Raw genomic sequence first — 15052 nt, forward strand, 5'->3', positions numbered from 1 at the left:
ACCGCGGGCTCGTTGCTGCGTCTGCTCTCGCCGACGGGCGGCCGCGGCCTGGTTGCGACGTCGTGGATTCGCTGCCCCGACCACCAGAGAGGACAGCAGATCATCGGCCTGCGGAAGGAGCAGAGGGCGGTGTCGACGAGGCCGAGCGGCGCGGCGTGAGCACCGCAAGGACGGCGGCCACGACCAGCAGCGCCGGCACATCACCTACGAGATGCACTCGTTCGGCCGCGTCGGCGACCGCATGGAACGCCATGACTGCAGCGTGCACCAGGCTGGACCACACGGTGAACCAGATCAGGGAGAGGTGTCCGTGCGGGTCGCGGGCGGCGCGGATCAGGAAGACCCCCAGGACCGCGTAGACGGCGGCGATCATCTGCTCGTACTCGTCCTGTTGCGGCTGCCAGCGGAAACCCGACGGCCACAGGTGGATCAACGGGTAGACCCCGAAGACGAAGACAACGCCGACAACGACGAGGGCGACTCGAAGACGGCGCTGCACCACCCTGCGCCCCAGCTCAGCATGGTCCTGGCTCATCGGACCTCCGCTGACGACCAACACCACATCGCTCCTCCTGACACGACCCCTACGCCTCCTGATGCATCGCGGTCGCGGAGACGATACCCACTTCACTACCCTACCCCCGTACCGTTTTTCTCAACACGCAACCCATCAGGAGGCACCATGCACATCAGCGGGTTCGTCGCCAGGGGATACGAGCAGCTGCGCGACGTCTTCACGCGACTCGTCGCGGACGGCCGGGAGACCGGCGCCGCCCTGTCGGTGTGGGCGGACGGCACGGAGGTCGTAGGACTCACGGGCGGGTGGGCCGACAGCGCGCGCTCCCGGCCATGGCGCCACGACACCCTGGTCCACACCTACTCCGTCTCGAAGCCCTTCGCCTCGCTCGCCGCGCTGACGGCAGTAGCGGACGGGACACTGCGCCTGGACGAGCCGGTGAGTGCGTACTGGGCCGAGTACGGCACAGGGGGAAAGAACGCCACCACGCTCCGACAGATCCTCACCCACCGGGCCGGGCTCCCCGCGTTCCCACCTTCGGCTGCGACGCTGGACCTGCTCGACCAGGACGGCCTGCTTCGATCACTGGCCGCGGCACCCGCAAAGTGGGAGCCGGGCTCGAGGGTTGCCGAGCACGCCCTGACCTACGGTCACCTGATCGACGGTGTTCTGCGTGCGGGTACCGGCCGCTCGCTGGGCGAGGTGTACGCCGATGTCGTTCGACCCGCGTTGAACATCGACGCGTGGTTCGGCGTGCCCGAACGCGACCTGGATCGCGTCGCCGACGTCGAGCACGCCCTCCCGGGCGCGGCCGAACAGATCCTCGCTGAGGTCTATCCGTCCTATGGCCGAGTCCTTGCAGCGCCGACGGGCGCGCTCGACCCCAGTCGACTCAACTCCGTCGGCTGGCGTCGCGCAGTGTTCGGCGCGATCAACCTCCACGCCTCCGCGTCAGCCCTTGCCGCCTTCTATGGCAGCCTGACCAGCCCCGACGGCCCGGTTCGGCGACTCCTCGGACACGAACTCCATGACGAATACCTCACCACCCAGGTTTGCGGCACGGACGACACCGTAGGCCGCACGCTGGCATGGACACTGGGCCCGCTGCGCACCGATGCGATCATCGGTCTCGGCGGACTCGGCGGGTCGGCCGCCTGGTGGTCGCTGCGCCACGGGCACGCGGTCGCCTACGTCACCCGGCGCCTGCACGACCACTCCCGAGTGGCCGAGATCGCTGCCGCACTGGACGACGACATCAACACCGAGGTGAGACGCCCCTAGCAGAGAGTCACAGGCCGAGAACCGAGCTGAGCGGCATCGCGGCGTAGACAGTGGATGCGTTGGCACTCCACCTGGCGCGTTCGGGGCGCTACGGCTACCTCTCGCCCTCCGCAGAATCAGCCGTACGCCGGGTCCAGCGCTCTTCCTCGATCCGGCCGAACCTCCACGTGTCAACTGCGATCAGCCAGGTGAGGACGAAGAGCCCGACCATCGTGAAGCCGATGTAATCGATGTTGAGCGAGCCGACCCGTGCGAGCAGGCCCGGACTCGACGCCCAACTCCTCGGCCAGGAGCCGACCCGCACGACGGTACCGATGACGAGCGCCACGACGACCGACATGACCGCGACGGTGAGGTTGTAGTAGAACCCTGCGGACCGGGGCGAGCAGCACCAGGATCGCGTACCGCGGCAGGGCGAACGCCGCGGAGCCCGCAGCGAGTACCAGCAGGGCGACCTGGGTGGGCTGCCGAATCCGAGCCCCATGAGCAGCCCGCCGGGATAGATGCGCCGCGCCGCAGCAGCCGCCCGACCCGCCCAGTGGGGACCCCCCGGCTGCTCAATTACCGCTCGGCGTCAGCTGTCAGCGGACCTCGACGTCGTCACCCACCTGCAGGTAGTCGAACCACGCATGCGCCTCCTCCGGGCCAAGCTTCACGCAGCCGGCCGACGCCGTCTCCTGGCTCCCTTCATGGAAGGCGATCCCGCCGGGGGCGAAGAACACTGACCACGGCATCGGGGTGAGGTACTCCCGGCTGGTCCATTGCTCCGCCTTCCACTCCACCCGGAAGCTGCCGCGCGGTGTGGGATCCTCGACATCGCCGTCGGCGAACGGCACTGGGCCACGGATGACCTTCCCGTCTCGGATCAACCACGCGGTGTGGGTCCCGAGGTCCACGCAGGCTTCGGCCGCGGTCGAGCAGGGTGTGCCCGGCACGGCGTCGTCGGCGACGAGCGTGGCGCTCGGGTCGCCGGGCGCGGCGACCGCCACACCGCCCGTTGCGAGTCCCGCAACCACCAGCCCCGCTACGGCCCGCGCAGGCCACCGTGCCTGCCGCGTCCGCTCACTGCGAGGCCTCCGCCAGACGTGCCTACCCACCCGCATCTCCCTCCTGTGCTCTCGACACTTCAACGGCGGGGAACCCTGGTAGGTGACGTGCCGTGGTGAAGTAGTTACGGAACGACACAAGACGGGCAAGGAACAGCTGCCGCTGAGGGCAGGCCAGCTCGCGCCACCGGTGTCCGGCAAGTTCGGTTTCGGCCGCCCGGGCGCAGGCGAGGAGGCGCTGGGCGCTCACCGGGTCCGGCACAGCTCGGTTCGAGCAGGCAGCGGCGACCCTCGCCGCAGGGATCACTGCGGCGTGAGCGGCCTCCAGCAGCACTTCGTACTCGACGCTCAGAGTCCAGCATGCTGGTGCAGCATCGACAGCAACGTCGCGACCAGTACGTCAGATGTTTCAGAGGTGTCGAGCCGGCGGCACTGACCTCGTCGGCAGCGGCGTGCAGCATCGCGCAGAAGGCCGCGACGGGCCACGGCCAGGCGAGATCCGTCCGGAGGACTCCGCCCTCGTGTCCTCGCACGAGGAGGCGTTCTGCCTTGAAGATGCTTAGCGCCACCATTGACGTGACGCCGATGCGCCGACCCACATGTTCGAGGCCGTACAGGTGACGCCGACATGGCGCGCATCGCGCCGAGAGCGGACTGGGGGCTGCACCGCCGCCGTACCTCCTTCGGCGGCATGACGAGCGGTACCTCGCCGAGCTAGCGTGCACCGGCGTGGCACGCCGGTCCCGTCCTCCTGACGCTCCGCTCGTCGTCACAGCAGCAGGTGGTCAGTGAACTCCCTCGAGTTCGCCGGCGTTGCTCTGCGCCGAGGCGCAGTCCGCCTCGCGGTCGTCGGGCTCGTTCTCGCCCTCATCGGGCTGGTCGGCTTGATCGCCTTCCACACCGTTCTGTGGATTTCCAGCAATGCCGGGCACTTCGCCAACCGTGCCGGCTGTGGCGTCTCCGACGAGATATCCCCTCTCACCGGAGGCACGGCGTCGGAGGCGACCGCCGAGCAGCGAACGAACGCTGCCATCATTGTGAAGGTCGGCCGGCAGATGCAAGTTCCCGTGCGCGGCCAGTGGATCGCGCTTGCGACGGCGATGCAAGAGTCCGGGCTGCGGAACATCAACTACGGGGACCGGGACTCGCTCGGACTGTTCCAGCAGCGTCCGTCACAGGGCTGGGGCTCCCCCGCTCAGGTCACGGACCCGACGTACGCTGCGGTGCAGTTCTACCGTCGGCTACTCGCCGTACCAGGCTGGACCGAGATGCCGCTCTGGAGGGCTGCGCAGACCGTTCAACGTTCGGCATTCCCCACCGCGTACAGCAAGTGGGAGCAACACGCAGCCAAGCTGCTGGCCGACGTCGATGGCGAGGCCTCGCTCGCGACGACCGATGTCTGTGCGCCGCGCGGTGGTGCGCGCGGCCCTGCGCCCGCACCGTACAGTGGCCCCTCCTCAGGCTGTGTGAACGACGATCCCACCTCCGGCGGATGTCTCACCGGGGCCACCCGACACGCACTCGACGAAGTCAACCGCGTGTTCGGCGGCTACCGCGGCGGATCTCTGATCCGAGCTACCGGCTGCTGGGACCCCCACCAGTGGAATCCCAGCAGCGACCACCCCAAGGGACGGGCCTGTGACTTCTTCCCCGGTACAGCCGGGCGCTTCGCCGCAGGCGACGAACTGGAGGCGGGCTGGCAACTAGCCGATTGGTTCCGCACCCATGCCGACCCGCTGGAGGTCTCCTACGTCATCTGGCAGGGACGCATCTGGACAGCAGGCAGCGCAGATACGGCCACCGGTTGGGGCAGGCCCTACACGGGCGGCGGCGTCTACGACCCCGAAGAAGCGACCGGAGGGCACTTCGACCACCTCCACGTCAGTTTTCGGCAGTAGCCCTTGGGCTCAGCCGGTCGTAGCATTTGATCTTGGGAGTTCGGTGGGACAGGATGCCCGCCGTGCGCGTGATGTTGATGTTGTCGGATCGTGAGGAGATCTCCCGTGGCCTGGCCGAGGGCCTGCAGTTCACCGAGATCGGGTTGCGGCTCGGGCGCGATGCGTCGGTGATCTCGCGCGAGGTGGCCCGTCACGGCGGCCGTGGCGGGTATCGGGCGGTGGTCGCGGACACCACGGCGTGCGCCGCGCGCGAGCGGCCGAAGCGGTTCGCCGTGGAGCGCTCACCCCGGCTGCGGGCAGTGGTGTGTCAGCAGCTGCGCGACGGGTGGTCCCCGGCCTCGATCGCGGGCCGGTTGCCGGTCGAGTACGCCAGCGACCAGGCTTGCCGGGTGTCTCACGAGGCGATCTACCAGTGGGTCTACGCCCAGCCGGTGTCCACCCTGGCCAGCGAACTGATCAGCCTGCGCACCGGCCGTAAGGCCCGCAAGGGCGGGCGGCGCCCCGAGCCGGCGCCGCGGATCCGGGAGCCGGTTTACATCGACGACCGCCCGGCCGAGGTCGAGGGCCGTCAGGTGCCCGGGCATTGGGAGGGGGACCTCGTGATCGGCAAGGGCGGCAAGACCGCGGTCGCGACGCTGGTCGAGCGCACCTCCCGGTTCCTCATCCTGGTGCCCTTAACCGGGCGTGACTCGTTGACCGTGGGTGACGCGGTCATCGCCGCCACCCACGGCCTGCCCGACCAGATCCGTCGCTCGCTGACCTGGGACTGCGGCTCGGAGATGGCCCGACACGCCACGATCACCGCGACCGGGCTGCCGGTGTACTTCGCCCATCCGCACAGCCCGTGGGAGCGCGGCAGCAACGAGAACCTCAACCGCATCGTGCGCGAGTACTTCCCCAAAGGTGTGACAATCACCTCCGATCCGACATACTTGGCGATGGTGGCTTCCGACATCAACGACAGACCCCGTAAGATTCACAACTGGAAGAAGCCCTCCGAGTTATTCACCGAACTCGTCGAGGCGAATGCTTCGACTGGCTGAATCTGCCGCCACCTCCGTTTCACGGGCGAGCGGAAATGCGGCGCACGGGTAGGCCTCATGCCCTCGGTGAACTCTTGATCGATATCGTGGCCGTCCTTGGCATCGTCGCTCCCCGACGGGATCGCCGACCCACCGTCGGCGCGGCTGGTCGCAGTTCGAGACCACACCGAAGGCGGCGAAGACAGCTCATCTGCCGTCCAGCGCGGCGATCGCGCAACTCGACGCAAGGCCCAGCCCTCGCCACGCCAGGCCCGCAGATCAAGCGTCCAGGTCGGAAGAACGACTGGCGGCCAGTTACAAGCGCCCAGCGGCCACGAGCGCTGACGGTAAGCATACGCGCAAGCACATAGGGTCAGATCGCTCACTTGACCGAGCTACTGGACGCCTCGTGCGGCCCGTGGGCGACCGTCCACCGCCGCCATGAGCGACCGACGGGGGCTGGATCGCTCTGGCACGGCGCCCTAATCTCTGCGAGACCTTGCGACATTTCAGTCATTCGACGCGAGTGGCGACGCTCGGTCCCCGCGCATTGCTTCGACCGGTACGGCCCGACCCGCACGCCCTCGGTCAGAGTGTTCGCGAGATTGCGAGAGGAGACCCGGTCGCGTGAAGCCACCTCGGCCTGGCCCGCCCACCCCCGACGACTCGATCTGCGGAAGCTGGTCGGTTCGAAACGTGACCCGGGGTACGCTGGTCGGGCGCTACACCATGGCGACCGCTGTCGCCGTGCTCCTCGCACTGTTCGCCGGGTTCGCCCCGGCCGTAGCTCAGCCGCAACCGCCTGGTAACGCCGCGGAGGCTGCCGAGCAGCTGAAACAGGTGCAGCGGGAGGCAGAGGCTCTCACCGAGGAATGGCACGCAGCCACCGACGCTCTCGACGCACGGCAGTCCGAACTGGCCGCGCTCCAGGAAGCCGTCACGCCGACCCGTGCTGCGGCGGATGCGGCAAAGGCGGACGAGGAGCAGTTCCGCCAACAGGTCGACGCCGTGACCATGTCGGCTTTTGAGAGCGGCAAGCTCGACCAGTTGAACGCGCTCCTTTCCAGCGGCTCGCCGCAGGAGTTCATCGAGCAGATGTCGGCGCTGGAGACCATCGCCTCCGACTACCGTGAGGTGCTCGACCAGCTCGTTGTTGTCGTCGACCAGACGACTCGTGCGCAAGCGGCGGCCGACGTCGCAGCGCACCGTGCGCAAGCGGCAGCCGATCAGGCTGCGAGCGCCGAACAGGAAGTGTCAGCGCGCAAACGCGACGCTGAGATTCGCATCGACGAAGCAGAGCGGCTCCTCGAAAGGCTCACGCCCCAGCAGCGGCGCGAGCGCACCGGTCCGGTCGAGACCGGGCCCAGCGGCCCGATCGTGGGTAGCGGGGCGGGCGTCGAGGCGCTGCGGGCGGCCCAGACCCAGCTCGGCAAGCCCTACAAGTGGGGGGCGGAGGGGCCGAACAGCTTCGACTGCTCCGGGCTCACATCGTGGGCCTTCAAACGGGCGGGGATCACTCTCCCGCGCTCGAGTAGCCAGCAGGCCAACGTCGGCCGCTCTGTGCCGATGGCCGATCTTCGTCCTGGCGACCTCGTTTTCTCCTACCAGCCGATCAGCCATGTGGGGATCTACGTCGGTGACGGAAAGATGCTCGCCGCCCCACAGACCGGGGACGTGGTGAAGTACCAGAAGGTGTCGAGCAGAACGTTCACCAGCGCCCGCCGCATATGATCCCTCGTCACGCTCCAGGCCGTCGACGAGCACGCTCTTGCGCGTGCATCACCATCAGAGTCGCGGTGCGTCCGCACTGGGTCAGGGCGATGCAGACAGTCGCCCCGATCTGGACGACCAGGTAAGCCCACGCTCGACAGCGTGGCCGCAGCGGCCACTGCGATGGCTGGGTCGGCACGAGCAGCACGACTCCGAGCACCGCCGCGTCACCGCGACCTGCGGCCAGGCGTAGCCGCTGCGATCGCCCAGCGTCAGTGTCTGCGTAGGCAAGCCAGCCGCCTGCAGACCGACGGACGGGCGTCGTTCGGGGCGCTGCTCGCGCGGTTCGAGGAGACCGCCGGTCAGACCCAGCGGGTGCTGGCCGACCAGCAGGCCCAGTTCGGCGCGATCCTGGAGCGGGCCGCGGAGGTGGCGATTGTTCTCCCGCTCGACGGCGGCCGCCTCTGCCTGCCGGATATGTCAGCGACGATCACCTCGGCCTCCAGGCCGCGGGCCAGGACCGCCGCCAGGTCCGTCTCGGTGGCTACAGCCACCTTGAAGTGCGCGCCGACACCGCGGCGAGCCGGCAGGCGACGGTGGCCGGCGCGAAGGCGACGCCCTCGGCGAGGTACCGGACCCAGGTGTCGACGTGGACGCGGTCGGCGACGAGCGGGTCGACGTCGAGACGGGCGCACCACGTCGCCCAGCCGGTGAGGTCGCGAGCGTAGGCGCGGCGGGTGTGCGGCGAGCCATAGCCCAGTAGCCACGCGACGACCAACCGCGCGAGCCGGCCGCCCCCGTCCTCGACGAGCGCCGGCAGTGAAACGGCGGTGAGCACCGGGAGGTCGGTCACGCCGGCAGACGCTACGGCCGACCCCGACGATCACGGATGCAGTGCGGTCTGGCTCACACCTTCCAGCGGTTCTCTCGCGCTACTCCGGCGGTCTTGCCGCTGCTGAGGCGGCGGGCTGGGCGGCCTGGATGACGCCGTGGACGGCCCGCCCGATCCTGTCGGGGGCGTGGTCGGGGTCGGGTTGACCGGCGTCCAACCAGGCGATGACGGCTTCGATGGTGAGTGCCGGGATCAGCTGGGCTGCCCACCCCAGCCAGGGGCCGTCGGGGATCAGCGCGGCGAGGTTGCGCCGGGCGACGTCGGCGGACATGGCGGCCAGCTGACCACGCGAGCCTGCCTCGCCGTCGGCGGGTCAGAACGGCCAGCGGCCACCGAAGCGGACGGCGAGACGGCGATCCACGCCGAGGACGCGGCCGGCGGGCACGATCGCCAGGATCAGCAACGGGACCAGCTCCACCGGGTAGGACCACAGATACGGGCCCTCGTCGAGCAGCATCAGCCAGATCGGGCCGATCAACGCCAGCGCGCCCAGCGCGGCCAGCTGGGTGGCGATCCCGAACAGCAGGCCGATCGCGATCGCGAACTCGGCGACGTTGAGGAGACGCCCTCTCGGTCGGCGGGCTCGCCGCGCGGCGCGGCGGTCGAGGGCCCCCTGCCGACGCGTACGACTGAGCGCGGTGGGAGCGGCCGGTGGGGATCTACGCGCGATCAGACCCAGGCGTGAGCCGCGTTGGTCCGGGGGGCCGGCATCACGCAGACAGCGCTCGCCGGCCTCGTGAGCGAAACGCGGACACAACCAGGACGCCGGCGGCAGCGACGCTCTGCACGCCGAGCCACGCCACCCCGGTGCCGATGATGCCCAACACGGGCATGAGGAACCAGCTAGCACCGAAGACCGCGGTAGTGATCGCGGCGGGTAGCCAGAACAGGATGCGTCCGTCGCGGTGCACACGGGCGGCCCACACCGTCGACCACGTGATGACGTTGGGAATGGCCGACAGCGCCAGCAGCACGAGCAGCAGGCCGCCCTCGTCTGCGTACAGCGGGCCGAACAGTGACAGCACCGGGTACGCCACCACCGCACACACGAGCACGCCCGGGACGAGCAGCAGCATCGCCTTGCTGATCATGCTGCGGCGAGCCGCCTCCAACCGGTCCGGATCGGCGGCGATGTGCGCGACCAGTGACTGACCCATGCCGTCGACGACGAGGTAGAACGCGTACGCGATCTGCCACGTGATGCCGTACACGGCGGCCGCCTCCGGCCCGAGCCGGGCCAGCACGACGAGCGGCAGACCGAACACCGCGGCCTGAAGGAACACAGAGCCCGCGTAGTCGGCCCGGATGAACGAGGTGATGTCTCGCACCGCGAAGGGCGGCGGCACGGGGTCGGCCGCCGAACGGCGCGGGAGGACGCGCGCCAGCCAGGCGGTGGTGACCAGGACGATCAGCGCGGTCGCGCCGACCCAGGCGACGACGATCCCGCTCCTCATCCCCAGTACGGCCGCCCCACCGAGGAAGAGGATCTTCAGCACCGAGAAGACGAGGTTCTCCAGCGGCACGACGGTGGCACGTTTGATCGCCGGCAGGACGTAGTCCTGAAGCACGAACATCGTCCAGACCGGTGTGCTCACCACGAAGAACGCGAGCAGCTGGGACTCACCGTGGGACTCTCCGAACGCCGCGTGCAGCACCGGAGACCACCACGAGGAACCGAGAGCGAACACGGCACCCGCGACGGCGGCTGCCGCGATCGCAACCGCGTAACACGCGACGACCAATCCCCTGGTGCGACCGCCCGCCACAGGGACGAAGCGCAGCATTGCGTTGCCCAGGTTGAGCTGCGCAGCCGCGCCCAGCAGCGTCATCGACGACAGGAGCGTGCTGTTCAGGCCGACGGTGGCCGGGTCGTACAGCCGAGCAGCCAGGATCCAGAACACCAAGCCGAGGCCGGACGTGAGGCCAGTGCTGAGGATGAGGGCCAGACCGTCCCGATGCTGTGGGGTCCGCCAGCCGCGGAAGAGTCCGAAGGCCCGTCGCAAGGGGGAACCGCTGTGGGAAGGGGCGGCGGACTCAGTCACGGACTTCATACCCCCCCAGTACTCAGAGTCTCAGAGCGCCAGCCGCCCGAGATGTAGACCTACTATGCAGGTACGTAGTTGAAGCGGCGCTGAGAAGAAGCGCGCGGCGATGAGGCAGCTGTCCGACGCCGCAGCCCCGGTCGAGATGCCTGGTCCGGCTCGGCGGCGACGAGCCTGCGTCGTCGGCGATCGCCAGGTGCGCGTTCGGGAGCAGCGTCAGCCGGTGGATGTGGGCCAACTGGAAGGAGCTGGATGCAGCAGCGCTGGGGCACATCCACCCCCTGTCGCAGGGGACACCCCATGCAGATCCTGTCCGGTAGGGTCGGTTTCCGTTGCCTGTCCGGCGGGAGGAGGTGCTGGATGCTCCACCGGCCCAGCCCCGCACGGTCCGAGCACGCGGCCGCAGCCTTCGCCGCCGGTGCCACAGGTGCCGTCGCCGTTGTCGCCCACCTGGTGACCGGCGATGACCCAGTGCGATTCGTAACCCTCGCCATCGTCGTCGCCCTCATAGGTGTGGTGCGCGTGCGTTCCGCGGGCCAGCAGGGACTCGTCCTCTCCTGCCTCAGCAGTGCGGTTGTCGCTCAGCCCACGTTGCACGCTGTCTCCCGACTCCTTCCCGCCGAATCCGCCGCACACGGCCCGGATCTGGGCCATGCGGCGACCGATGTCTCGATCAGTGGCGTCCACCTACTGCTCACGGCGCTCCTCGTTGCCGCACTGGTAGGAGCCGAGCAGGCGTTCCTCCTGCTCGCCGCACTGCAGCCGTTCACACGCTGGCTCCGACTACTCACGTCGTCGATCGACCCTCCGTCGCCGGTCCGAGTAGGAACCACGTGTCCGAAGGGCCTCGCCGTCTGCTGGTCTCCGGCACCACAAGTTCTACGGCGGGGACCACCGTTCCCTTCACGAGTCGCCGGCTGAACCGGGACGAGCGCGGCAGGTCTTGACGCCGCCGTGGAGTACGGCGAGCGCCACCCGACCGCGGGTGGCCAACGCGGCACTCCAGCGTAGTTGACCTTGTGCAGTTTCGCGACGGTCCTACTTCGACTCCTCGGCCTCGACTCACGTCTCGGCGTAGCCCGCGATAACTAGCGCTCCGAGCGCTGCATCCGGCGGGCACGCCGCTTCCCTGCGATTCAACAGGCCGTCGAGCGGTCGCGATCACGCACGCCTGCGATCACGTCCAGCCGGCTCCATGCGCTGACGCCACCAACCCGAGCGGCCGCATTCACCCTCGAAGGGATTGGTCCCATGTGTGGACTAGTCGGATTGCTTACCGCCGCGGCAGATGCCGCGACACATGCATCAACGATCTCCGACGCGATGAGATGTGCGTACCACCGCGGGCCCGACGAAAGCGGCACCTGGCACGACGCCGATGTTGCGTTCGGGTTCAATCGACTCTCGATCATCGATCTCGAGCACTCGCACCAGCCGCTGCGGTACGGTCCACCTGACCAACCGGGCCGCTACACGATCGTCTTCAACGGCGAGATCTACAACTACCTCGAGTTGCGCGCCGAGCTAGCAGCACGGGACGGCGCCACGTTCACCACCGACGGCGACACCGAGGCCGTCGTTGCTGCCTACCACTACTGGGGCGCCGCGGCCGTCGGCCGGCTGCGCGGCATGTTCGCGTTCCTGATCTGGGACGCACAGGAGCGCGTCCTGTTCGGGGCGCGCGACCCGTTCGGGATCAAGCCGCTGTACGTCGCCACTGGTCAAGCGGGAGTGGCGTTCGCGAGCGAGAAGAAGAGCCTGCTCGAGATCGCGTCCGCGCTGGGCACGGCAGGCCCGATCACCGACCTCGACCCGGTGGCACTGCAGCACTACCTGCTCCTCCAGTACGTCCCCGAGCCGGCCACGATGCACCGCGCCATCCGTCGGGTTGAGTCCGGAACCCACATCACCGTCCGCCCTGGCGGCCCGGTCGAGCACGAGCGCTACTTCCGGCCGGTGTTCCGCCGCGAAAGCGGCACGCCGGCAGCTGCTGCGACTCGCATCGCCGATGTATTGCGCGACTCCGTCGCCAAGCACATGCGAGCCGACGTCACCGTGGGTGCATTCCTCTCGGGTGGCATCGACTCCACCGTGATCGCCGTGCTCGCCAAGCAGCACAACCCGGACCTGATCACGTTCACCACGGGGTTCGAGCAGACGGGGTACTCGGAGGTCGATGTCGCCGCCGAGACGGCGGCAGCGATCGGCGTCAGGCACGTGGTGCGCACCGTGACTGCGGACGAGGTGATGAACGAGTTGCCGCGGATCGTCTGGTACCTCGACGACCCGCTCGCCGACCCGGCGCTCGTGCCACTGTGGTTCCTCGCCCGCGAAGCGCGCAAGCACGTCAAGGTCGTGCTCTCCGGGGAGGGTGCGGACGAGCTGTTCGGCGGCTACGCGATATACCGCGAGCCCCGGTCGCTCGCACCCTTCGAGAGGCTCCCAGGGGCACTGCGGAGGTTGGTCGGCCGCACTGCCACCCGCCTGCCGGACGGGATGCGCGGTAAGGATCTCCTCCGCCGTGGCGCCCTTTCGATCGAGCAACGCTACTACGGCAATGCAAGGATCTTCCGTGACGACGAGCTCGGCGGCGTGCTGCGCCAGCACGACTCACGGCTTTCGCACATCGACGTGACTGGCGGCTACTACGAGGAGTCGACGGGTTGGGATCCCGTAGCGCGGATGCAGCACGTGGACCTCTTCACCTGGCTGCGAGGCGACATCCTCGTCAAGGCCGACAAGATGACGATGGCAAACTCGCTTGAGCTGCGCGTGCCGTTCCTCGACCCCGAGGTGTTCGCCGTGGCCTCCGGGCTCCCGCCCGACCTAAAGCTCGCCCACGGGACGACCAAGTACGGCCTGCGCAAAGCGCTCGACGGAATCGTCCCGCCGCACGTGCTGCATCGTCCGAAGCTCGGCTTCCCTGTCCCCATCCGGCACTGGCTGCGCGGCGAGATGTACGGCTGGGCGCGCGGCTTGGTCCGTAGCTCTCAGGCCGACCACCTCGTCGACCTCGGTCAGGTCCAGCGCCTGCTCGACCTCCACAAGGAGGGGCGCATCGATCACAGCCGTCGGATCTGGACGCTGCTCGTATTCCTGATCTGGCACGGGATCTTCGTCGAGAACCGGATCCAGCCGGACATCCCCAATCCCTGCCCTCCGGTCCTCGTGTGAACGAGCAATTCGAACGGGAGATCATGAAATCTCGATATACGGGCGCATCCGTCCCCGGCGCGCTTCGTGGGGCGACCCTCATCGCTCTGGCAGTCGCCCTCTCCCTCGCGGCCGCCGCCTGCTCGGCCCCCGCCCCAGAGCCACTCGCCCGACGCGAGGTCGCTACCGCCGACCCCGTCGACCCAGCGCGGCCGTGCAGTCGGCAGGGGCCTGCGCAAGGGCCGGCAGATACTGCACCCTCCGGCGTCGCCGCCCGATTCGACCGCGCGACAAACACCATCGAACTCGTCGCCGGGGATGATGCGACGCTCCCGGCGGTGGCCGAAGCCGTACGGGACCCGGCCGCACTCCGCGAGGTCGCCCCGGGCGAGTGGCTGCTCGACGCCGACCTCGTCATCATGCCGGGAGCAACCCTATTGATCACCGCTCCGACCGTGAGATGGCTCAGGTTGTCTAGCGAGGGTAGTCGTACCGCATCCCTCAAAGCACTCGGTGGATCTCTCAACATCAACGGCAGCTGCATCACCTCCTGGGACATGGCACAAAGCCGCGCCGACACCGAGTACACCGACGGTCGGGGCTACCTGCTCGCGCGCGACGGTGGGCAGATGACGATCGACCGCGCCGAGCTGCGCTTCCTCGGTAGCGCAGAGGTTGAATCCTACGGGCTGTCGTGGCGCACCGACGGAACCAGCGGAACGATCGCCAACAGCGTCGTGTCTCACAACTACTTCGGCCTCTACAGCTACGAGGTCAGCGGCCTGGTCGTGGCGGACAACGAGTTCCACGACAACGTGCTGTACGGCGTCGACCCCCACACCGGATCACGCAACCTGGTCATCGAGCGCAACACCGTCTACAACAACGGTAAGCATGGGATCATCCTCGCCGAGGACGTCACGGACAGCGTGGTCCGCAACAACGTCGTCTACGCGAACAAGCACCACGGGATCGTGCTCTACCTGCGATCGGATCGAAACCTGATCGAGAACAACGATTCGCTCGGCAACGCCGCACAAGGAATCAACATCAACGAGTCCTCCGACAACACGGTCCGCAGCAACCGCGTCTACGACAACGACGAGTCCGGGATCGGGGTCGGGCAGACCGCGCAGGGCAACGTCGTGGAGCGCAACCAGATCCGAGGCAACCAGCAAGACGGCATCCGGCTGGTCAGCGAGTCGATGCGGACGGCCGTTCGCGACAACGTCATCGGCGAGAACGAGAGATACGGCATCTACGTCGACGTGGACGGCGGTGTCGACATCGCCGACAACACGATCTTCGGTAGCCGCGCAGGGGTCATGCTCAAGGGCTCGCCGCTGGACCCCTCCGGCGACAACGAGGTCTTCGGCAACCGCGAGGGCGACGTGCTGAGCGACTGACGCAGAGGGCCTTGACGTTCGGACCGGAAGACACGGGATCGACTGTGCGGTGGCAACGAAGAGGTCGAGCGCAACTTCCCGTCGA

Annotated in this window: 13 protein-coding genes; 6 read left to right on the forward strand and 7 right to left on the reverse strand. The window is 68.4% G+C overall.

Translation table 11 applies throughout. From position 1 onward, the window contains the following. Positions 1-100 precede the first annotated feature (100 nt). Positions 101-535: a DUF6632 domain-containing protein gene (locus FB558_RS27900; RefSeq protein WP_142058347.1), complete on the reverse strand. Its 435-nt coding sequence runs from the start codon at positions 533-535 to the stop codon at positions 101-103. 147 nt (positions 536-682) lie between these two features. Here FB558_RS27900 and FB558_RS27905 point away from each other — a divergent pair, with 147 nt between their 5' ends. Next, positions 683-1798 (forward strand): serine hydrolase domain-containing protein, encoded by a 1116-nt coding sequence (locus tag FB558_RS27905; protein ID WP_142058349.1) that lies wholly within the window; start codon positions 683-685, stop codon positions 1796-1798. A 94-nt stretch (positions 1799-1892) separates the two neighbouring features. On the opposite strand, the gene FB558_RS45315 is transcribed toward FB558_RS27905, so the two are convergent. Together FB558_RS45315 and FB558_RS27915 are read right to left on the reverse strand one after the other, a co-directional pair. After that, on the reverse strand, positions 1893-2282 hold the full coding sequence (locus FB558_RS45315) for a HoxN/HupN/NixA family nickel/cobalt transporter (protein ID WP_281288690.1): 390 nt from the start codon (positions 2280-2282) through the stop codon (positions 1893-1895). A gap of 97 nt (positions 2283-2379) precedes the next feature. After that, the gene (locus FB558_RS27915) at positions 2380-2787 is read right to left on the reverse strand and encodes a L,D-transpeptidase (protein ID WP_246106785.1); all 408 of its coding nucleotides are present in this window, start codon (positions 2785-2787) and stop codon (positions 2380-2382) included. 845 nt (positions 2788-3632) lie between these two features. Between FB558_RS27915 and FB558_RS27920 the strand changes: the two genes are divergently transcribed. From FB558_RS27920 to FB558_RS27930, 3 genes are all read left to right on the forward strand, one after another. Then, positions 3633-4742, forward strand: coding sequence for a VldE C-terminal domain-containing protein (locus FB558_RS27920; protein WP_142058353.1), 1110 nt, complete (start codon positions 3633-3635; stop codon positions 4740-4742). Between the two features lie 71 nt (positions 4743-4813). Continuing rightward, a complete protein-coding gene (locus FB558_RS27925; RefSeq protein WP_246106683.1) occupies positions 4814-5785 on the forward strand; it encodes an IS30 family transposase in 972 nt (323 codons plus the stop codon). A gap of 675 nt (positions 5786-6460) precedes the next feature. Continuing rightward, positions 6461-7495, forward strand: coding sequence for an NlpC/P60 family protein (locus tag FB558_RS27930; RefSeq protein ID WP_142058355.1), 1035 nt, complete (start codon positions 6461-6463; stop codon positions 7493-7495). A 523-nt stretch (positions 7496-8018) separates the two neighbouring features. Here the strand turns inward: FB558_RS27930 and FB558_RS27935 are convergent. The 4 genes from FB558_RS27935 to FB558_RS27950 form a co-directional block, all read right to left on the reverse strand. After that, on the reverse strand, positions 8019-8327 hold the full coding sequence (locus FB558_RS27935; protein WP_142058357.1) for a site-specific integrase: 309 nt from the start codon (positions 8325-8327) through the stop codon (positions 8019-8021). A 79-nt stretch (positions 8328-8406) separates the two neighbouring features. Then, positions 8407-8637, reverse strand: a complete 231-nt coding sequence (locus FB558_RS27940; RefSeq protein ID WP_211366882.1) for a hypothetical protein — start codon at positions 8635-8637, stop codon at positions 8407-8409. Between the two features lie 42 nt (positions 8638-8679). Next, positions 8680-9123 carry a hypothetical protein gene (locus FB558_RS27945; protein WP_142058359.1) on the reverse strand — a complete coding sequence of 148 codons (444 nt, stop codon included), beginning with the start codon at positions 9121-9123 and terminating at the stop codon, positions 8680-8682. Continuing rightward, positions 9077-10267, reverse strand: coding sequence for a lipopolysaccharide biosynthesis protein (locus FB558_RS27950; RefSeq protein WP_142058361.1), 1191 nt, complete (start codon positions 10265-10267; stop codon positions 9077-9079). The genes FB558_RS27945 and FB558_RS27950 overlap by 47 nt, the downstream gene beginning before the upstream one ends. A gap of 1392 nt (positions 10268-11659) precedes the next feature. On the opposite strand from FB558_RS27950, the gene asnB reads away from it, so the two are divergent. Both asnB and FB558_RS27960 read left to right on the forward strand, forming a co-directional pair. Continuing rightward, the gene (asnB, locus tag FB558_RS27955; RefSeq protein WP_142058363.1) at positions 11660-13582 is read left to right on the forward strand and encodes an asparagine synthase (glutamine-hydrolyzing); all 1923 of its coding nucleotides are present in this window, start codon (positions 11660-11662) and stop codon (positions 13580-13582) included. Beyond that, entirely contained in the window at positions 13579-14967 is a 1389-nt protein-coding gene (locus FB558_RS27960) for a right-handed parallel beta-helix repeat-containing protein (RefSeq protein WP_142058365.1), read from the forward strand. Before asnB ends, FB558_RS27960 begins: the two co-directional genes overlap by 4 nt. The last annotated feature ends 85 nt before the right edge of the window (positions 14968-15052 follow it).

This window comes from Pseudonocardia kunmingensis (assembly GCF_006716445.1).
Taxonomy (GTDB): Bacteria; Actinomycetota; Actinomycetes; order Mycobacteriales; family Pseudonocardiaceae; genus Pseudonocardia; species Pseudonocardia kunmingensis.

Coding starts and splice junctions, on each gene's coding strand:
- asnB (WP_142058363.1), top strand. CDS start 11,660: ATGTGTGGACTAGTCGGATTGCTTACCGCCGCGGCAGATGCCGCGACA.
- FB558_RS45315 (WP_281288690.1), bottom strand. CDS start 2,282: ATGGGGCTCGGATTCGGCAGCCCACCCAGGTCGCCCTGCTGGTACTCG.
- FB558_RS27940 (WP_211366882.1), bottom strand. CDS start 8,637: ATGTCCGCCGACGTCGCCCGGCGCAACCTCGCCGCGCTGATCCCCGAC.
- FB558_RS27905 (WP_142058349.1), top strand. CDS start 683: ATGCACATCAGCGGGTTCGTCGCCAGGGGATACGAGCAGCTGCGCGAC.
- FB558_RS27900 (WP_142058347.1), bottom strand. CDS start 535: ATGAGCCAGGACCATGCTGAGCTGGGGCGCAGGGTGGTGCAGCGCCGT.
- FB558_RS27925 (WP_246106683.1), top strand. CDS start 4,814: ATGTTGATGTTGTCGGATCGTGAGGAGATCTCCCGTGGCCTGGCCGAG.